This window comes from Yinghuangia soli (genome assembly GCF_021502675.1).
Lineage (GTDB): Bacteria > Actinomycetota > Actinomycetes > Streptomycetales > Streptomycetaceae > Yinghuangia > Yinghuangia soli.
Genome location: NZ_JAKFHA010000012.1, coordinates 57,109 through 75,209 on the forward strand (window position 1 = coordinate 57,109; position 18,101 = coordinate 75,209).

At 72.7% G+C, this 18,101-nt stretch carries 15 protein-coding genes; 4 read left to right on the forward strand and 11 right to left on the reverse strand.

The features are described 5' to 3' along the window. Window positions 1–34: 34 nt before the first annotated feature. Genes LZ495_RS20685 through LZ495_RS20700 form a run of 4 tightly spaced genes read right to left on the reverse strand, consistent with a single transcriptional unit; the run spans window position 35 to window position 3,556 of the window. Window positions 35–490: a RidA family protein gene (locus LZ495_RS20685; protein WP_235053989.1), complete on the reverse strand. Its 456-nt coding sequence runs from the start codon at window positions 488–490 to the stop codon at window positions 35–37. Further along, on the reverse strand, window positions 487–1,281 hold the full coding sequence (locus LZ495_RS20690; protein WP_235053991.1) for a 2-keto-4-pentenoate hydratase: 795 nt from the start codon (window positions 1,279–1,281) through the stop codon (window positions 487–489). Before LZ495_RS20690 ends, LZ495_RS20685 begins: the two co-directional genes overlap by 4 nt. Next, on the reverse strand, window positions 1,278–2,111 hold the full coding sequence (locus LZ495_RS20695; RefSeq protein WP_235053992.1) for a 2-keto-4-pentenoate hydratase: 834 nt from the start codon (window positions 2,109–2,111) through the stop codon (window positions 1,278–1,280). Before LZ495_RS20695 ends, LZ495_RS20690 begins: the two co-directional genes overlap by 4 nt. Then, window positions 2,108–3,556 (reverse strand): 2-hydroxymuconic semialdehyde dehydrogenase, encoded by a 1,449-nt coding sequence (locus tag LZ495_RS20700; RefSeq protein ID WP_235053994.1) that lies wholly within the window; start codon window positions 3,554–3,556, stop codon window positions 2,108–2,110. Before LZ495_RS20700 ends, LZ495_RS20695 begins: the two co-directional genes overlap by 4 nt. 143 nt (window positions 3,557–3,699) lie before the next feature. Between LZ495_RS20700 and LZ495_RS20705 the strand changes: the two genes are divergently transcribed. Continuing rightward, the gene (locus LZ495_RS20705) at window positions 3,700–4,632 is read left to right on the forward strand and encodes a LysR substrate-binding domain-containing protein (protein ID WP_268823116.1); all 933 of its coding nucleotides are present in this window, start codon (window positions 3,700–3,702) and stop codon (window positions 4,630–4,632) included. A gap of 84 nt (window positions 4,633–4,716) precedes the next feature. Here LZ495_RS20705 and LZ495_RS20710 read toward each other — a convergent pair whose 3' ends face one another. From LZ495_RS20710 to LZ495_RS20720, 3 genes are all read right to left on the reverse strand, one after another. Beyond that, on the reverse strand, window positions 4,717–7,122 hold the full coding sequence (locus LZ495_RS20710) for a terpene synthase family protein (RefSeq protein ID WP_235053996.1): 2,406 nt from the start codon (window positions 7,120–7,122) through the stop codon (window positions 4,717–4,719). Between the two features lie 191 nt (window positions 7,123–7,313). Beyond that, on the reverse strand, window positions 7,314–9,404 hold the full coding sequence (locus LZ495_RS20715) for a bifunctional polysaccharide deacetylase/glycosyltransferase family 2 protein (protein WP_235053997.1): 2,091 nt from the start codon (window positions 9,402–9,404) through the stop codon (window positions 7,314–7,316). A gap of 306 nt (window positions 9,405–9,710) precedes the next feature. Further along, window positions 9,711–10,247 (reverse strand): hypothetical protein, encoded by a 537-nt coding sequence (locus tag LZ495_RS20720; RefSeq protein WP_235053999.1) that lies wholly within the window; start codon window positions 10,245–10,247, stop codon window positions 9,711–9,713. Between the two features lie 149 nt (window positions 10,248–10,396). Between LZ495_RS20720 and LZ495_RS20725 the strand changes: the two genes are divergently transcribed. Continuing rightward, on the forward strand, window positions 10,397–11,173 hold the full coding sequence (locus LZ495_RS20725) for a helical backbone metal receptor (protein ID WP_235054000.1): 777 nt from the start codon (window positions 10,397–10,399) through the stop codon (window positions 11,171–11,173). Between the two features lie 24 nt (window positions 11,174–11,197). Here LZ495_RS20725 and LZ495_RS20730 read toward each other — a convergent pair whose 3' ends face one another. Genes LZ495_RS20730 through LZ495_RS20745 form a run of 4 tightly spaced genes read right to left on the reverse strand, consistent with a single transcriptional unit; the run spans window position 11,198 to window position 15,757 of the window. After that, window positions 11,198–12,289, reverse strand: a complete 1,092-nt coding sequence (locus LZ495_RS20730) for a hypothetical protein (protein ID WP_235054002.1) — start codon at window positions 12,287–12,289, stop codon at window positions 11,198–11,200. Window positions 12,290–12,324: 35 nt separating this feature from the next. Continuing rightward, window positions 12,325–13,239, reverse strand: a complete 915-nt coding sequence (locus tag LZ495_RS20735; RefSeq protein WP_235054004.1) for an ABC transporter permease — start codon at window positions 13,237–13,239, stop codon at window positions 12,325–12,327. After that, window positions 13,236–14,804: a DUF1349 domain-containing protein gene (locus LZ495_RS20740; RefSeq protein WP_235054005.1), complete on the reverse strand. Its 1,569-nt coding sequence runs from the start codon at window positions 14,802–14,804 to the stop codon at window positions 13,236–13,238. The genes LZ495_RS20735 and LZ495_RS20740 overlap by 4 nt, the downstream gene beginning before the upstream one ends. Then, a complete protein-coding gene (locus LZ495_RS20745; RefSeq protein WP_235054007.1) occupies window positions 14,801–15,757 on the reverse strand; it encodes an ABC transporter ATP-binding protein in 957 nt (318 codons plus the stop codon). The genes LZ495_RS20740 and LZ495_RS20745 overlap by 4 nt, the downstream gene beginning before the upstream one ends. A gap of 268 nt (window positions 15,758–16,025) precedes the next feature. On the opposite strand from LZ495_RS20745, the gene LZ495_RS20750 reads away from it, so the two are divergent. Together LZ495_RS20750 and LZ495_RS20755 are read left to right on the forward strand one after the other, a co-directional pair. Further along, window positions 16,026–17,231 carry a sensor histidine kinase gene (locus LZ495_RS20750; protein WP_235054008.1) on the forward strand — a complete coding sequence of 402 codons (1,206 nt, stop codon included), beginning with the start codon at window positions 16,026–16,028 and terminating at the stop codon, window positions 17,229–17,231. 81 nt (window positions 17,232–17,312) lie between these two features. Continuing rightward, entirely contained in the window at window positions 17,313–18,074 is a 762-nt protein-coding gene (locus LZ495_RS20755) for a response regulator (protein ID WP_235054010.1), read from the forward strand. Window positions 18,075–18,101: the final 27 nt, after the last annotated feature.

Genomic DNA, 18,101 nt, shown 5'->3' on the forward strand with positions numbered 1-18,101 from the left:
GGTGACGTCATGTCGATGCCGGGGCGTACGTGGGTCAAACGGTCGTTTTGTCCGAAACCGGAAGGTACGCGGTGGCACTGATCTCGATCAAGAGATGCGGGTGCGGCAACTGGTGGACCGCGACCGTGGTGCGGGCCGGGCCGGTCTCGTCGAAGAACTCGGCGTAGACCTCGTTGTAGCCGCCGAAGTCGTTCATGTTGACCAGGTACGTCGTGACGTTGACCAGGTCGGCCAGCGAACCCCCGGCCGCGGCAAGGATGTCCGCGATGTTGCCGATGACGGCGCGGGTCTGCTCGCGGATGTCGAGGTCGGTCACTCCCATGGGGTCGGCCGCGGCCCCGGCGAAGCTGCCGTCCGGGCGGCGCGAGCTGGTGCCGGACACGAACACGAGGTCCCCGGCGCGCCGGAAGTGCGGGAACCGGCCGCGCGGCTTGGCCTTGCCGGGGACGACAAGGGCGTCCGCGTTCGTCCCTTCGGCGGTGCCGGTCATCCCATCACCTCCGCCGCGGCGGTGACCTCGACCGCGCCCAGGCCCTCGATGCTCGCGCGGACGTGGTGCCCGGGCAGCAGCGGTACGGCCGCGGTCGCGGCGCCCGCCAGGATCACCGAACCGGCCGGCAGCGTCGTCCCGGCCTGCGCGGCGAGCCGCGCCGCGGCCGCGAGCGAGCGCAGCGGGTGCCCGAGGATCGCCGCCGTGGTGCCGGTCTGCGCGACGCGGCCGTCGACTTCGAGCAGCACGCCCAGGTTGTCCAGGACGACCCCCGCGGCCGGACGCCACGCGCCCACCGCGAAACCGGCCGACGAGGCGTTGTCCGCGACGACTTCGGCGAGCGTGAAGGAGAACCCGGCGTACCGAGAGTCGATGATCTCCACCGCCGGAGCCACGCCGGCGACCGCGCCCAGCGGGTCGCTGTTGTCCGCCCCGGCGCCCAGCGGCGCACCGAGCAGGAACGCCACTTCGGGCTCGATCCGCGGGTGCAGCAGCGCGGCCGTGTCGGCGGTACCGCCGTCCGCGACCCGCATGCCCTCGGTCAGCCATCCGTGGATCAGGTCGTGCACGCCCATCTGCCGCATCTTGGCGACCGACGTGAAGCCCAGCTTGAACCCGGCGATGCGGTCGCCGCGGTCCAGCCGGCGGCGGACCACGGCCCGCTGCACCGCATACGCGTCGGCCAGCGGCACGTCCGCCAGTTCGGTCGGCCCGGCCACCGGCTTGCGCCCGGTCGCCGCGTCGTCCAGCAGCTGCGCCCAGCGCTCCACCAGGCCCGTCGCGTCGTTCATGCCCCGGCCTCCTCGTCCGTGCCGGATCCGGCCGCCGGACGCCCGAAGACCGCCCGCACGCTGCCCAACCCCTGGATGCGTGCCTCGAAGGCGTCCCCGGGCGCCGCGGCGACCATCGGGCCCAGCGCGCCGGTCAGCACGGTGTCGCCCGCCCGGAGCGGGTCGCCCACCGCGGCCAGTGCGTCGGCCAGCCAGAGCGCGGCGTTCAGCGGATGCCCGAGGCAGGCCGCGCCCGCGCCCGTGGACACCTGCTCGCCGCGCCGCTCCAGGACCATGCCCGCGGTGCGCAGGTCCACATCGCGCAGCAGTGTCGGCCGCCCGCCCAGCACGTACAGGCCGGACGAGGCGTTGTCGGCGACCGTGTCGACGATCGTGATGTCCCAGTCCGCGACCCGGCTGCCGACCACCTCGATCGCGGGCAGCACGAACGCGGTCGCGCGGATCAGGTCCGCCACCGTGTTGCGCTCGTGCGGCAGGTCGTGTTCGAGCACCAGCGCGACCTCGGCCTCGGCGCGCGGCTGCAGCACCGCACCGTGCGGGATCTCCGCCCCGTCCGGCACCGCCATGTCGTCGAAGAGCACCCCGAAGTCCGGTGTGTCCACGCCGAGTTGCTTCTGCACGGCAAGCGAGGTCAGGCCGATCTTGCGGCCCACCACGCGGCGCCCCGACGTCATCCGGCGCTCGGTCTGGATCTGCTGCACCGCATACGCCGCGGCGACGTCGCCGGGCGGCAGGATGTCGCGCACCGGCGGACACGGGGTGCCGTTGCGGCGCGCCCAGTCCAGCCGGTCCGCGGCTTCCACAAGGACCTTGCGGTCGGTCGTCGTCACAGCTTCACGCACACATTCGTCGGTTCGGAGAAGAAGTCCAGGGAGTGCATGCCGCCTTCGCGGCCGATGCCGGAGGCCTTGACGCCGCCGAACGGGGTCCGCAGGTCGCGCAGGTTCCAGCAGTTCACCCAGGAGATGCCGACCTCGAGCTTCGGCGCGACCCGGTGCGCGCGCGAGACGTCGGTGGTCCACAGTGACGCGGCCAGGCCGTACGGGCTGTCGTTGGCCAGCCGCACGGCCTCCTCCTCGGTATCGAAGGGGGCGACGTGGCAGACCGGGCCGAAGATCTCCTCGCGCACCACCGGATGCGACTCGGGCAGCCCGGCCAGCACGGTGGGCTGCACGAAGTAGCCGCCGTCGCGGTCGTCGCCGAAGTACGGGATGCCGCCGCCGGCCAGGACCGCCCCGTCGCGCGCGGCCTGCTCGTAGTAGCCGAGCACCTTGGCGCGGTGCTCCGCGGAGACCAGCGGGCCCATCCGGGTGCTCTCGTCGTACGGCCGGCCCAGGACCAGTTCCTTGGCCCGGGCGGCCAGCGCGGCGGCGAAGTCGTCGAACACCGCGCGTTCGACGTACACGCGCTCGGTGCACAGGCACACCTGGCCGGCGTTGGTGAACGCGGAGGCCAGGGTGCCCTCGACGGCCTTGTCGAGGTCCGCGTCGGCGAACACCAGTGCGGCGTTCTTGCCGCCGAGTTCGAACGAGACCGGGGTCAGGTTGCGCGCGGCGGCGCGCATGATGGCGGTTCCGGTGCGGGTCTCCCCGGTGAACGCGATGGCGTCCACGCCCGGGTGGGAGGTCAGGAACTCGCCCGCGCTGTCCGTGCCGAGTCCGTGCACCAGGTTGAACACGCCGGCCGGGACCCCGGCCTCGTCCATCACCTCCGCCAGCAGGGTCGCCGTGGACGGGGTGAGTTCGGACGGCTTGGCCACCACCGTGTTGCCCGCCGCGAGCGCCGGGGCGACCTTCCAGGTCAGCAGGAGCAGCGGCAGGTTCCACGGGGAGACCACGGCCACCACGCCCAGCGGGCGGCGCACCGTGTAGTTGAGTGCGCCCAGGCCGTCCGGGGTGGTCGTGCGATACGACTCCTCCGCGCGGCCCAGCGCCAGGTCGGCGTAGCTGCGGAAGTTCGCGATGCCGCGCGGGATGTCGACCGTCGAGGCGAGTGCGTACGGCTTGCCGGTGTCCGCGATCTCGGCCGCCGCGAACTCCTCGAAGCGCGCCTCGATGCCGTCCGCGACGCGCCGCAGGATGCGGCACCGCTCCGCGGTGTCCAGATCGCCCCACGGGCCGGCCAGGGCGCTGCGGGCGGCCGCCACGGCGCGGCCGACGGTCTCCCGGCCTGCCTGCGGGACGGTGTCGAACGCGGTCCCGGTGACCGGGTCGGTCAACGCGAAGGGTTCGCCCTCGCTTTCGGCCTCGAACCGGCCGCCGATGTAGTGCTGCATACGTGCATCATGGCGGCGGGCAGCCATAACCAGCCAATGCCCGTTTGGCGCTGTGCCATACCAGGATCGATATACTCGCGGCGTCCGGTGCGGCAGCTGCCCCGCAGCCCCGCGCACCACCCCGTCCGCTCGGAAGGCCGCCCATGATCGACCTGCTCGACGGGCGGCTGAAATTCCGCCACCTGACCCTGGCCGTGGCGGTCGCCGAACAGGGCAGCGTGGTGCGTGCCGCCGAGACGCTGCACCTGACCCAGCCCGCCGCCACCCGCACCCTGCGCGAGCTGGAGGACCTGGTCGGCGCCCGCCTCTTCGACCGCGGACCGCGCGGCATGACCGCGACCGTGTCCGGGGAGGCGTTCGTCGACCACGCACGCGTCGTGCTCGCCGAGGTCCGGCGGGCCGGCGACCACCTCGCCGGCCTGCGCGAGGGCCAGACCGGGACGGTCACGGTCGGCACCCTCCTGGCCGGCACCGCCGTCCTGCTGCCGCGCGCGGTCGCGGCCCTCAAGCGCGAGCGGCCGCGCATCACCGTGGTGGTCCGCGAGGCCACCTACGACGTCCTGTACCAGCAGCTCCTGTCCGGCGAGGTCGACGTCGTCGTCGGCCGGCTGAGCCCGCCGCCGGAGCCGGGCCGGGTACGCCAGCACGCGCTGTACCACGAGCCGATCCGCCTCATGGCCCGGCGCGGCCACCCGCTGCACACCGGGCGCCGCCTCGCGCTCGCCGACACGCTCGCGCACCCGTGGATCCTGCCGCTCGAACAGACCACGCTGCGCGGCGAACTGGAAGGCCTGTTCGACCGCAGCGGCCTCCCGCTGCCCGCCGACCGGGTCGAGTGCACCTCGATCCTGACCGTGCGCGCCCTGCTGCTGGCCACCGACATGATCGCCGCGCTGCCCGAGCTGGTCATCTCCGGCGACGACCAGCTCGCGGCGCTGCCCGTGCCGCTCGAATCGGTCCGCCGCACGGTCGGCACGACGCTCGTCGCGGACCGCACGAGCACGCCGGCCGTCCGCGAGTTCCTGCGGCACCTGGAGTCCGAGGGCGGCGAACTGCGCGCCGCGCTCGACGGGTGACGCGCGCCTCGGTGCGGGATGCGAAGGCACGGCGGGCCGGAGCGGATGGCCGGCCCGCCGTACCGGTTCGGGAACCGCCGCGGGTCAGTTGCGGCGGCTGAGCGCCACCCCGATCCGGGAACCCGAACTGCCCAGGCCCGAGGCCACCGGCGCGGTGAACGCCACCGCTCCCGTGACCATCGCGGCCGGCACGGTCTCGGGGATCGGCGGCAGGCCCGGCCGTACGGGCGCATATGCCGGTGCGGTGGCGGACAGCACCGGGGAACCGGTGGGCGACGTCCTCGGGGCCGGCGTCCGGGCGTCCGGGGACGCGAAGTTGCGGCGCAGCGACTCCTCGTCGTACCGCTGGGCGGCCTGATGCCAGTTCAGGATGCCGGACAGCCAGTTCTGCAGGTCCGCGACGTACGCGTCCATACTCGCGCGGCCCTCGGCCCCGAGCCGGTGGTCGTCGTACAGGATCGGCAGCTCATGCGCGATGACGTGCTGGAACTGGCTCATGCGCTGGTTCATGAGGTCCGCGACGATCCGCACCGACGTCTCGTGGTCGCAGTCGAAGAACTTCTCGACCACCAGCAGCGCGTTGTGCACCTCGCCTTCGTACTCGATCTCTTTCTGGTACGAGAACAGGTCGTTGACCAGGCACGCGTAGTCCATCGCCGCGTTCTCCAGCGAACGCACCGGCCCGCTCCGGTAGATGGCGTCCGGAACTCCGGCGCCGTGCTGCAGCCGGCACAGGCTCATCGTCAGGTCCGAGCCGAACGTGTCGCGGCGCATCTCGATGTAGTCGACCGGATCGGGGACGCGGCGGTGGGCCAGGTTGTGGACCTCCCACACCCAGCTGTCCAGCATCTTCCGGTTCACCTCCCGGAAGTCGCGCCGGACCGGGTCGGACATCGAGCGCGTGGTCCGCTCCCACAGGTCCGCGAGCCCGCGCTCCAGCGCGGTGGCCGGCGGGGGAGCGGGCGCACCGTCCACCGGCATCTGGGCGATCAGCCGCTCGGTGCACAGCTTCGCGCCGGCCACGTCCCCAGGGGTGCCGAAGCGCACCGGGAAGTAGTCGTCCCCGTACGTCCCCCACGTCAGCCACTGCGCGGAAAGCTCCAACTCCTCGGCGGTGGCGTCCGGATCGAGTCCGGCCGAGCACAGCGCGAAGTCGAAGCCGATCAGCTTCTCGCGGTCCCACACTTCCGTACCCGGCTCGCCCGGCTGCGGCGTCAGCATGCCCATCTGCTCCGCCCAGTCCACCGACGCGCGGCGCGCCCGGTCCAGATGCGGGCTGAGCGCGAGCGGGTAGGGCATCGCGAACTCCGGGAGCGGGGAGGGCCCGACCGGATGCGGCGTGTGCAGGCGGCGGCGCAGCCGGTTCAGCGTGGCCAGGATGTTCACCGCCGACATGCCGAGCCCGGCAGGGCCCAGGCCGCCCGCGCCGCTCCAGCCCGCGCCGCCGCCTCCGCCCGGTGCGAACGCGTACGGCAGAGCGCCGACGCCGCCGGTCCGCGCGTTCTCGTTCATGTAGCGGCTGGACCGCATGTGCCATTCGTGGCCGCCGGACTGCCAGTCCTGCAGGCCCTTCACGTACGCCAGCACGTCCGCGCAGCGCTTCGGGTCGATGGCGTACTCGGAGAACAGCGGCCCGAGTTCGGTGAAGACGGTGTCCTCGAACTGCTGCAGCCGCGAGGTCAGCAGGTCGTTGACGGCGTCGGCGGCCTCCTGCGTGCCGCAGTCGAAGAAGGTCTCCAGGACCAGGACCCCGTTGCTCAGCTCGCCCTCGTCCTGGATCTCCCGCTCGTACGAGAAGAGGTCGTTGCGCAGGTGCACGGCATCCGAGAACGTCTCGCGCAGCACCCTCAGCGGGCGCGACTCGGCGATCTCCTGCGGGACTTCGGCCCCCGCCGCGAACTCCACCAGGTTCGCCGACCAGGGCGCGCCGCCGACCTTGCGGCGCATCTCGATGTACTCGACCGGATTCGCGATCCGGTGCTCATTGATGTTCGACAATTCCCAGAGGGATTCGTTGAGGAGATTCGCGGTGTGCTCGGCGAACCGCTCGCGCCACTCCTGCGACATCGACGGCACGGTACGCGTCCACAGATCCGCGAGCCCCGCCTCCACGGGATTGGTCGGCTCCGGCGTCCCGGTCCCGGAATCCAGCGGCATGAACAGCGGCAGGCGGTCCAGATACGCCTTGCCGCCTTCCCGGTCCTGCGACCGCTTGAACACTTCCAGGAAATGGTCGTCGAAGAAGAAGACCCACGTGTACCAGTCCGTGACCAGCGACAACTTCGTCGCATCGCAATCGGGATGGGTATAGGAGCAGAGCAGTGCATAGTCGTGCGCATCGAGGTCGTCGCCGGTCCAGACGCCCGACCCTTCCAGCATCCCCATCTCGCCGGCCCACTGCTTCGTATGCGTGCGGGCCGTCTCCAGATTCGGATTGAGCCGTGCCGGATACGGCATGTAGAACTCCGGCAGTTCGAAAGGCTGCGCCACCCCAGACCCCTTTGGCTTTCCCCCGTTTCCGCCACCCGGACGTCTGGGCATTACCCGCCGCGACACGCGGCTATCCGGGTGGCGAAACAGTCATACAAACGCCAGGGTGCGGGGTGGCGGCCCGCGGAACTCCGGTCAGGCAGCGCTGCTCCGGGAGTGCTGCTCAGGCCGTGCTGCTCGGACAGTGCTGCTCAGGCCGTGCTGCGTACCCGCCCGAGTTCCTCGGCTGCCGAACCGGTCCGCTGCATGCGGTGCCAGCGCAGCCGGTTGCCCAGCACCGCGGTCACCACGGACTGGATCACCACCAGGTACATCAGCTGCCGGTACACGAACTGCTGCAGCGGCAGCGTCCAGATCGGCCCGAACTTCTCCCGGTCCAGGCGCAGCGCGTACATCGCGGTCAGCAACTGCGCGACCAGGAAGGCCGACCAGATCCCGACGGTCTGCCACGGGTCCAGGAAGACCACGCCGTACAGCGCGAACACGTCGACCACCGGCGCGAGCAGCGGCATCAGCACCTGGAACAGGAACAGGTACGGCAGCCCGCGGCGCCCCAAGTGCCCGGCCGGGCCGCGCTCGACGAGCGCCTTGCGGTGCTTCCACATCGCCTGCAGCGTGCCGTAGCACCACCGGTAGCGCTGCCGCCACAACTGCCGCAGCGACTCAGGCGCCTCCGTCCAGGCCAGCGCCCGCTCCTCGTAGACCACGCGCCAACCGGAGCGGCAGAACGCCATCGTCAGGTCGGTGTCCTCGGCCAGCGTGTCCTCGCTGACGCCGCCGACACCGGCCAGCGCGGTGCGCCGGAAGCCGCCGATCGCGCCCGGAACCGTCGGCATGCACTCCAGCACGTCGAACATCCGGCGGTCGAGGTTGAACCCGATCACGTACTCCAGATGCTGCCAACGGCCCAGGATGCCGCGCCTGTTGCCCACCTTGGTGTTGCCGCTCACGGCACCGACCGCCGGGTCCGCGAACGGCTGCACCAGGTGGTGCACGGCATCCGGTTCGAAGACGGTGTCGCCGTCGATCATGACCACGAGCTCATGGCTCGACCACGCGATCCCGGTGTTCAACGCGGCCGCCTTGCCCGCGTTGCGCTGCCGGATCACCGAGACCCCGGGCAGCTTCAGCGACTCGGCGATGTCCGCGGTGCCGTCCGTCGAACCGTCGTCCACGACCACGATCTCGACATTCGGGTGCGTGGAGGCCGCCAGCGAGCGCAAAGTCGCCTCGATGCCCGCCGCTTCGTTGTACGCCGGCACGATCACCGACACCGGGTCCCACACCTCGGGCAGCCGGAAGCGCCGCTTCTGGGACCGCCGCGTCCGGCGTACGTGGATGCGCGCCACGACGAGCAGCACCACGAGCCGCAGCACGGTCAGCACGCCCGCGATGGCCAGCGTCCAGGTCATGCCGACGGTGAACCAGTGCGCGCCGCGCTGCGCCCAGATGAGCGCACCGCCGCGCAGTTCGGCCGTCGAGTCGGCCCGCGCGGTGGGCGGCAGCCCGACACCATCCGACACCGTGGTGAACCGGTAGCCCTGCTTGCCGAGTTCGGTGAGCAGCATGTCGAGGCCCTCGACGGTCTGCGTGCGGTCGCCGCCGCCGTCGTGGAACATCACCACCGCGCCCGCCCCGCCCTTCGGCATGGCGGCGGCCGCGATCGCCGCGGCGCCCGGCTTGGCCCAGTCCTTCGAGTCCAGGTCGGTGGTGACGGTCAGATAGCCGTCCTGACCGGCCCTGCGGACCGCCTCCCAGGTCTCCCCGCACAAGGCGGAGGGGACCGACGAGTACGGCGGACGCATCAACCGCGGCCGCAGGCCCGCGGCACCGGCGATGGCGTTGTCGGTCAGCGTGAGTTCGAGATTGGTCCGCCACGCGGGCTGGGCGCCGATGTCGGTGTGCGTATACGTGTGCGAACCGATCTCGTGGCCGGCGTCGCGTACTTTGCGTACCAGACCGGGATGCGTCGCGGCCTCGGCGCCCACCATGAAGAAGGTGCCCTTGGCGTTGTGCCGTTCGAGTACTTCGAGGACCCGCGGCGTCCACGTCGGGTCGGGGCCGTCGTCGAACGTCAGTGCCACCGTCTTCGGCGGCATCGACGCCGACTCCGTACCGCCCTCGGTGGCCCGGATGACCGGGCCGCCCTCACGTACCGCGGTCGGCGCCGGGGCGCAGGAAGCCTCGTCGGCCGACGCGGTGCCGGAACGGCCTACGGTGTGCCGGGCGTACCCGTCGAGCAGCAGCGCCGACGCGACGACCACGAGGACGAAGGCCAGCATGAGCCAGTGCGCCTTGGGCTCGCGCGGCGGCCGCGGCGCGGGGGCACCGGCCGCCGGGCGGGCCGGGGGACCGGCTGCAGGGGTCCTCGGTGCCGGGACGGAGTCGTCCCGGAAGGTGTCATCCGGTGCGGGGCCGCCCCGGAAAGAGTCGTCCGGTGCGGAGCCGGCCCGGAAGGTGTCATCCGGGAAGGATTCATCCGGAAACGGGACATGTGAAAACGTGCCGTCCGGACCCGGGCCGGCCGCAGGCGATGCGACCGGCGCGGCACCCGGCAGGGCCTGCCCTTTACGACGCCGACCGGCCACTCAGTGCCCGCCCTTGTTGGTGTTCTCGGCGGTCGGGCGGCGCGTCTGGCCGGGAGGCTCGGTAGGCGCATTGCCGGGCTTGTCGGTGCTCTGGCCGGGCGCGGAGGCCGCGTTGCCCGGCAAGCTCGAGGCCGGAGCCGGCACCGCGGTCGGGCCGGCAGTAGCAGCGGGAGCCGTGCTGCGCGCTCCCGAGGGCCGGGCAGTGGCCGGCGGCCGGCTCGGCGCCTTGCTGGCCTCCGCACTGCCGGTCGGCCCCTCCGAAGCATCCGGTTTCGCCCCCTCGCCGGGACGCTTCCCATCAGCGTCGCCCGGCTTTTCGGCCACCCACGGGGGCGTGCCGAGCGGCGATGACGCGACGATGCCGGTGGCGAGCAGACCGAGATATCCGGCCGCCGCGACGCACACGGCAATCGCGCCGCGCCGCAGCCACCGCTTCCGGCGGCCCCCCGCGTCGACGAATATCTGCGTCGGGGCGTCGTCTTCGACGGCCCCGCGGCCGAGGCTGTGCCGCCCGCGAGACTGATCCGGCAGTGTCATGGCGCCGGAGTTTAGCCACGCTCCCCGGCGCCGTGAGACACCCTCCGCTCCATCGTCACAGTTGGCCGGTTCGTCCCCCCTGCCCGGCCGCGTTCCGGAACCCGCCGCACCGGCCGCGATACGGTCGGGCCATCCGACGGGGAGTGGCCATGACGTCCGTTTTGCTCGACGACCTCGGGTACGAGGTGACCGTGCCGCGCGAGGTCCGCCGCGTGGTCTCCCTCGTGCCGTCCCTCACCGAGGCGGTCGCGGAGACCGCCCCCGGCCTGCTCGTCGGCGCGACCGACTGGTGCAGCCATCCCGCCGATCTCGACGTGACCCGGGTGCGCGGCACCAAGAACCCGGACCTCCAGGCCGTCACCGCCCTCGCCCCGGACCTCGTGATCGCCAACGAGGAGGAGAACCGCGTCGCCGACCTCGACGCCCTACGGGCCGCAGGCCTCGCCGTGTGGGTCACCCAGGTCCGCACCCTGGACGAGGCCTTCTCCTCCCTCGACCGCCTCCTCGGCGACGCCCTCGGGCGCGACGCCCCGCCCTGGCTCGCCGCCGCCCGGCACGCCTGGGCCGCGATCGACCCCGCCGCCTTCCCGCGGCGCATCGCCATCGTCCCCATTTGGCGCCGCCCCTGGATGGTCCTCGGCCGCGACACCTTCGCCGGCGACCTCCTGACCCGCTTCAACATCGCCAACGTGTACGCCCACCACGCCGACCGCTACCCCCGCATCCCGCTCCCCGACCTCGTCGCCACCCGCCCCGACCTGGTCGTCCTCCCCGACGAGCCCTACCGCTTCACCCCCGAAGACGGCCCGGAGGCGTTCCCGGAAACCCCCGCCGTCCTCCTGAGCGGCCGCCACCTCACCTGGTACGGCCCCTCCCTGACCGAAGCCGCCCAGGCCCTCACAGCGGCCCTGACGTCATCCGACTGACGGGGCGACCCGGACCGCCCGGCGTCAGTCGGCCGCCGAGCGCCGCTCCTGAGCGTGCTGGTAGTTCCGCCAGATGCGGTGCCACGGGTACGCGTCCTCCGGAGGTTCTGCGACCGCGGGCGGGAACGGAGCCGTCTCGATCAGGTGGACGAGGGTGTACCCCAAGCCGTAACAGCCGTCCGGGCCGAAGCAGGTGGCGAGCAGCGCGGCCTCGGCCTCGCTGACGGGACGGGCAATGGCGAGCAGGGCCCGTTCCTGCTGTTCGAGGAGGACGGTCACGTCGTCGCCGTCGTCCGCCTCGGACACGAGGGGAGCCAGCCGCGCGAACTCCCGTACCGCAGGCCGGATCTCCAAGGCGGACCGGCAGCGCGTGAGCATTTCGCGCACCGCGGCGTGCGGAAAGCCGTCCCCTTCCTCGCCCGTGTCCTTCGACTTGCCGTACGACTCCGGGCGGACGCGGAGGCTGTAGAGCTCGGGGCCGTCCAGCGGGGCGGCGGCCTCCTGGGGGAACGCGTCGCCTGACGGATCCGTCACCCACATGACACCCGCACCGCGCAGGTCGCGGCTTTCCGTCCACTCGGTGGAGTCCGGCCAGTACGGCTCCGGTTCCCCGGCAGCCGAGCTCTCGCCGGCGGTGCGCGGCCGCAGCGCGGCGAACGACGCATCGAGCCGCCGCGCGAACGCCTCGACGTCGTCGCCATCCACGGCGAACGCGAACCGGGCGAGCAGCGCGAGCAGCGGTCCGGGATGGGGGAGCCCGGGATCCCGCAGGGCCGCGGCACGGCACACCAGGTCGAGTTCCTCCGGGCGGAACACATGAGGGTGCCAGTGCGCCTGGTCGTCCCAGCCGAGCGTCCGGTCCTCGGAGGGGTCGCCGGTGCGCACGGCCAGGTCGAAGTACCCGGTGTCGACGTCCAGGGCCAGGACCAGGGCGTGGTCGTCGGTCACCTCGACGACGACCTCGCAGTCCTCGAGATCCGGGAAGAGCAGGCCGTCATCGTCGAGGACCTCCTGACGGCCTTCGCAAAGGTCGTCGAGGAGGTCCTCGCGGAAGTGGTACGCGGCCCAAAAGCGCGGATCGGCGAGGCGGGCCGACAGGGGTTCGGGGAGTGGCATGTGCCGAACCTAGTCAGGGCTGCCGACAGCGCGGTTCAGGCGTCTCGTTTGGTCAGGGTGAGGGTGCCGAGGGCCAGGGAGGTTGCGGACCAGGCGGTCAGGATGGCCAGGCCCGGCCAGGGGCCTATGGGCAGTTGGTCGAGGTTGCGGGTGGCCTGGATGGACATGCCGGCCGAGGCCGGGGCGGCCTTGGTGAGGCGGTCGGCCCACTTCTCGTCGCCGATGGCGGAGACCAGGATCGGGAACGCGTACAGCAGGACCAGGACGATGGTGAGGGCGCTTGCGGTGTCGCGGAAGGCCCAGGCCAGGCCGAGGGCCAGGAGGGCGATCAGGATGAGGAATATGACGGTGCCGAACGCAGCCCGGGCGGTGGGGCCGTCCAGGAGGGAGATGCGTTCGTAGCCGTGCGCCGGGGTGAAGCCGCCTGCGGCCACCAGGAAACGGCCTGCGATGAGAGAACCGAGAACGGCGACGGCGCCGGCCGCTGCGGTCAGGGCCGAGACGACCAGGGCCTTGGCGGCCAGGACGCGCGTGCGGCTCGGCATTGCGGTGAGGGTGGTCCGGATGGTGCCGGTGCCGTACTCGGACGTCACCGCCAGCACGGCCAGGACCGCCACCGCGACCTGTCCCGGCCACACGCCGGTCAGGCTGAGCTTGACGACGTCCTCGTTGCAGGACTCCGGCGTGCGGCAGGCGGATGTGTCCACGGCTCCGGCGGACGCCGCGCCCACGGCGACGGTGAGCACGACCATGGTCGCCAGCAGCCACCAAGTGCTGTGCAGCGTACGGAGCTTCTCCCACTCGGCACGCAGCTCGCCGAGCAGGCGCGGCGGCATCGAGGTGCCGGGAGCGCGCGGCGCGGGGGAGCGGCGCGGGTGGGGCGTCGTGGTGCCGTCCGGGTCGCGGCCGGGCGTGCCCGCGACCCGGAACGTACCCGTGTCCGCGCTCACACGGGCCGCCGGCGCAGCTTCCACGCGGCCGCGGCGAGCACCACCGCCGTGTACGCGGCCAGGACCAGGAGTCCCGACCAGGGGCTCGAACCGGTGCACCCGTTGTCCGGCAGGCACACGTCGTCGACCTGCGGCACGTCGACGCGGGTGTCCTGGACCCCGAAGCCCGCCACCGGAGTCGCCCGCATGATGAACCGCGAGACCTCCAAAGGCAGTCCGGACACCAGCACCTGCGGCAGCACCATCACCACCACGAGCAGCGTGACCGCCGCGGCGGTGTTGCGCAGCAGGGCGCCGAGTCCCAGGGCCAGCAGCGCGACCAGGGCGAGGACCGCGGCCGTGCCGACGATCGCCCGCAGCGCGGGACCGTCCGTCCAGGCCACGTCCGGGAACATGGGCGGCCGATGCCCGGCATCGCGCAACGCCTTGATCCCCAGCGCCGCCGAGACCGCCGCCGCGACCACGCCCACCGCGAACACCGTCCCGGACAGCACCACCGACTTCGCGGCCAGCACCCGGCCGCGCCGCGGGCTCACCGTGAAGGTGGTCCGGATCATGTCCTTGCGGTACTCGGCGGTGATGAACAGGACTCCCAGGGCCGCGAACGGGATCAGCCCGATCGCCGCCCCCGACAGGGCGGTCTGCACGAGGTCCATGTCGGTCTCCGTCGGCGCGATGTCGCCCGACGCGGACACCGTGTGGATGCCGTCCCGCTCCTGCGCCTCCCCTTGGTCGCCCGGCGCCTGGCCGACGAAGTCGTCCCCGAGTTCGCCGCCTGTGCGGCCCTGCACCGAGAACTGCCCGAAGTCGGCCTGCGAGATGGTCGGGAACGAGCTGGCCGACGTGGTCCCGAACGCCCGCTCGTACGTGTTCGCGAACGGCGACGCGACGAACATGCCGACCTCGACCGTCCCCGGCAGGCCCTTGAGCCGGGTCGAGCCGACCTTGTCCCAGGAGACCCCGTCCGCCGACTCGTAGCCGGTCACCAGATCGCCGGCCCGGACCAGCCGCAGCCAGCGCGGCACCTCCGGCTTGGCCGCACTGCCGGCCGTGTCGTGCACGAAGTCCGATTGGAAGCGCACGCCATGACTGCGGGTCAGCATGACCGCGGCGTACGTCGCCCCCGGCTTCGTCGAGGCCTTGACCAGCAGCCCGGCCTTCGCCCACGGCGCCGGCGTCAGTTGCTTGTCGCCCGGCTCCGAAGCACCGCCGCCCGGTACCAGGCGGTCCACCCGCACAGTCACCGTGCCGTCGCCGTCGAGCGGTTGGTGCACGAAGCGGAACGAGTCGCTGACCGTGGTGCCGTCCGGCCCGCGCAGGACGTCGCTCGGCCCGTCGCCGCTGATCTCGCTCCCGTTGGCCGAGAGCAGCGAGATCAGCACCGTCAGCCCGAGCCCGGTGATCAGCACGACGGTCCAGCGCCGCACACTGTGCAGCTTGGTCCACTCGGCGGCCAGCAGGCGCCCGAAGCCGTCTTTGCCGGGCCCGAGCCGCGACCGGTACGGGGCCGGCGGAGCCGAAGCCGAATCGGTGGGCGGCGGAGGAGCAGGTGCGGACGTGCTCATCGCGGGTCCCCGTTCTCGTGTCCGGTGCCGTCGGCCGCATGCACGACGGCCTGGAACTCGGCCGCGTCGCGCGTCAGTTCCATGTACGCCTCCTCCAACGTCGCGCGGTGCGCGGACACCTCGGAGAAGGGCACCGAGTGCTCGGTCAGCAGCGCGATGATCCGCTGGGTGGTCAACCCGGTGACGGTCAGCGAGTCCGGCCCGTTGGCGGCCACCGTCGCCCCTTCGCGGGCCAGCAGGCCCATCGCCTCGGTACGCGCCGCCGTGCGCAGCGCCACGCGTTCGCCGGACGCCGCGGCCAGCAGCTCCGCCACGCTCGTCTCGGCGATCAGCCGCCCCCGGCCGATCACGATCAAATGGTCCGCACTGTCCTCGAGTTCGCTCATCAGGTGACTGGAGATCAGTACCGTCCGGCCCTCGGCGGCCAGCGCCCGCAAGAACCCCCGTATCCAGCGGATGCCCTCCGGGTCGAGGCCGTTGACCGGCTCGTCCAGCATCAGCACCGGCGGATCGCCGAGCAGCGCCGCGGCGATGCCCAGGCGCTGCCGCATGCCCAGCGAGTAGCCGCCCGCCCGGCGCTTGCCGGCCGTGCCCAGCCCGACCAGTTCGATCAGCTCGTCCACCCGCTTCCGGGACATCCCGTGCGAACGGGCCATCCAGAGCAGGTGGTCGCGGCCGCTCCGGCTCGGATGCACGGCACCCGCGTCCAGCAGCGCCCCGACCTCGTGCAGCGGGGCGCGCAGCTCGCGGTACGGGCGGCCGCCGATGGTCGCGCGCCCCTCGTCCGGTGCGTCCAGGCCCAGCAGCATCCGCATGGTCGTGGACTTGCCCGCCCCGTTGGGCCCGACGAAGCCGGTGACCTGGCCGGGCCGGGCACCGAACGAGAGCCCGTCCACGGCGACCGCCCGCCCGAACCGCTTCCGCAGGTCGTGCACTTCAATGGTTGCGTCCATGGCAGCAAAGCTAGGGATCCGGGCCCGTCCGGGTCGTCACGCAGGGGAGCCGTCTTCGCGGTCCCGGAACAGGGGGACGGGACGCCCGCGGGCATCCCCCGCGCGGGGGACGGCCGAGCGGCTGCCGGGAGTGACGCGGCCGCGCCCGGACCCGGCCACAATGGCATTCGTGCAGTTCAGCGCCGCGGCACCCGGCAGAATCGGGCAGCGCACGCGGGCCGGCCGGCCGGCCGCCCGGGCCGGCGGAGGGAGGAGGGGGAGCAGCGGCATGGCAGCACTCCGGCAGCAGCTGACACGCTGCGGACCGCAGTTCGGCGGGGCCGTCCTCGGTCTGCTCGCCGTGGTGGAGACGCTGAACCGGATGGGCAGCGGCATGGCGCTCGACGACCCCGAGTCCCGGCCTTTCCTGCTGATCCTCGCGCTGCTGACCACCGTCCCGATCGCGCTGCTGCCCGCCTACCCGACCGCGGTCGGGGTGCTCGTCACCGCCGCTGCGGTGCTCTCGCTGCTGCCGTTCCGGGTGCTGACCGTGCCCGGCCTGGCCGCCCAGCTGATCGTCCTGTACCACCTCGGCCGGCACAGCTCGCGGCTCTTCGCGCTGGCCCCTTTGCCGGTGTTCGGGGCGTACGCGCTGGCCGCCTCCGGGGACATCGACCAGGCCGAGCGGACCTATGCGGTGATGGTCGCCCTGCTCGCCTTCGGCGCGGTCGCGGCCGGGCTGTCCCGGCGCGTCCGCACCGAGGCCCAGGTGCACAGCGCGGCGGCGCAGGCCGTCGCCGACACCATGTACGAGCACGCCGCCCGCGGCGAACGCGCCCGCATCGCCCGCGAACTCCACGACGTCGTCGCGCACCACATCTCGATGATCGCGGTCCAGGCCGAGACCGCCCGCTTCACCACGGCCGGCATGCCGCCCGAGGGCGCCAAGCGCCTGCTGGCCATCGGCGACACCGCCCGCGCGGCACTGACCGAGATGCGCAGGCTGCTCGGCGTCCTGCGCGAGGACGCGGGCACCACCGGCGGCCGCAAGCCGCAACCCGCCCTGCAGCAGCTCGTCGACCTCGTCGACGAAGCCCGGGAAGCCTCCGGCACGGCCACCCGGCTGATCGTGCGCGGCGACATCGTGCCGCTCGACCCGGGTATCGAACTCACCGCGTACCGCATCGTCCAAGAAGCCCTCACCAACGCGCGCCGGCATGCTCCGGGCGCCGCGGTCGACGTCGAATTGCACTACACCGGCGGCGCGCTCGCGCTGCGGATCCGCGACAACGGGCCGGGCCCGCGGCGGACCGCCGCGACGGGCACGGCGGCCGCGGCAACCGGGACGGCCGGAGAGGTCGCGGCCGGGCACGGCTTGGTCGGCATGCGCGAGCGGGCCGCGATGGTCGGCGGGGAACTGCACGTGGGGGAGGCGGTCGGCGGGGGATTCATCATCGACGTACGCCTGCCCGTCCCGGACGCGGAGACGGCATGACCGGGGAGCCCGCAAGACAGGGAAGGCCGCATGACAGGCAGGCCCCTATGACAGGCAAGTCCGTATGACGGGAGAGTCCGCATGACCGCACCGGGCCCGGCGGAACCGGGGGTCATCAAGGTCGTCGTGGTCGACGACCACGAGGTGGTGCGCGCCGGGTTCGCCGGACTGCTCGCCACCCAGCCGGACTTCCGCGTCGTCGGCACCGCCGCGGACGGCGCCGAGGCGGTACGCGTGTGCGCCGCGGAGCAGCCCGACGTGGTGCTGATGGACGTCCGCATGCCCGGCATGGACGGCATCGAGGCCACCGGCCGCATCGTGGCCGGCCAGGAGCAACGGGATCAGCGCCGGGATCAGCATCGGGATCAGCACCGGCAGCAGCAGCCGTCCGCGGACGGACCGCGGATCCTCATCCTCACCACGTTCGACCTCGACGAGCACGTCTACGACGCGCTGGCCGCGGGCGCCAGCGGCTTCCTGCTCAAGGACGTCACCGCCGAGCGGCTGTTCGATGCGGTACGCGTGGTCGCCTCCGGCGAGGCGCTGCTCGCCCCGACCGTCACCCGGCGCCTGATCGGCGAGTTCGCCCGGATGCGCCCCAAGCCGGCCGCGACCGCGACGCCGATGGCCGCACTCACCCCGCGTGAGACGGAAGTCCTGCGGCTCATCGCGGGCGGCATGTCCAATCCGGAGATCGCCGGACGGCTGCTGGTCAGCGAGGAGACGGTCAAGACGCACGTGAGCCGCGTGCTGGCCAAACTCGGCCTGCGGGACCGCACCCAGGCGGTGGTCGCCGCGTACGAGTCGGGCCTGGTCGTCCCCGGAACCGGCCCGGCCTCCTGACCCGTTCGCCGACCGGCGGCCCGACCG

Excerpts from the sequence above, each read along its gene's own strand:
- LZ495_RS20740 (WP_235054005.1), bottom strand. The coding sequence starts at position 14,804 with ATGAGCACGTCCGCACCTGCTCCTCCGCCGCCCACCGATTCGGCTTCG.
- LZ495_RS20755 (WP_235054010.1), top strand. The coding sequence starts at position 17,313 with ATGACCGCACCGGGCCCGGCGGAACCGGGGGTCATCAAGGTCGTCGTG.
- LZ495_RS20720 (WP_235053999.1), bottom strand. The coding sequence starts at position 10,247 with ATGACACTGCCGGATCAGTCTCGCGGGCGGCACAGCCTCGGCCGCGGG.
- LZ495_RS20730 (WP_235054002.1), bottom strand. The coding sequence starts at position 12,289 with ATGCCACTCCCCGAACCCCTGTCGGCCCGCCTCGCCGATCCGCGCTTT.
- LZ495_RS20690 (WP_235053991.1), bottom strand. The coding sequence starts at position 1,281 with ATGAACGACGCGACGGGCCTGGTGGAGCGCTGGGCGCAGCTGCTGGAC.
- LZ495_RS20715 (WP_235053997.1), bottom strand. The coding sequence starts at position 9,404 with ATGCTGGCCTTCGTCCTCGTGGTCGTCGCGTCGGCGCTGCTGCTCGAC.
- LZ495_RS20685 (WP_235053989.1), bottom strand. The coding sequence starts at position 490 with ATGACCGGCACCGCCGAAGGGACGAACGCGGACGCCCTTGTCGTCCCC.
- LZ495_RS20705 (WP_268823116.1), top strand. The coding sequence starts at position 3,700 with ATGATCGACCTGCTCGACGGGCGGCTGAAATTCCGCCACCTGACCCTG.
- LZ495_RS20745 (WP_235054007.1), bottom strand. The coding sequence starts at position 15,757 with ATGGACGCAACCATTGAAGTGCACGACCTGCGGAAGCGGTTCGGGCGG.
- LZ495_RS20750 (WP_235054008.1), top strand. The coding sequence starts at position 16,026 with ATGGCAGCACTCCGGCAGCAGCTGACACGCTGCGGACCGCAGTTCGGC.
- LZ495_RS20725 (WP_235054000.1), top strand. The coding sequence starts at position 10,397 with ATGACGTCCGTTTTGCTCGACGACCTCGGGTACGAGGTGACCGTGCCG.
- LZ495_RS20700 (WP_235053994.1), bottom strand. The coding sequence starts at position 3,556 with ATGCAGCACTACATCGGCGGCCGGTTCGAGGCCGAAAGCGAGGGCGAA.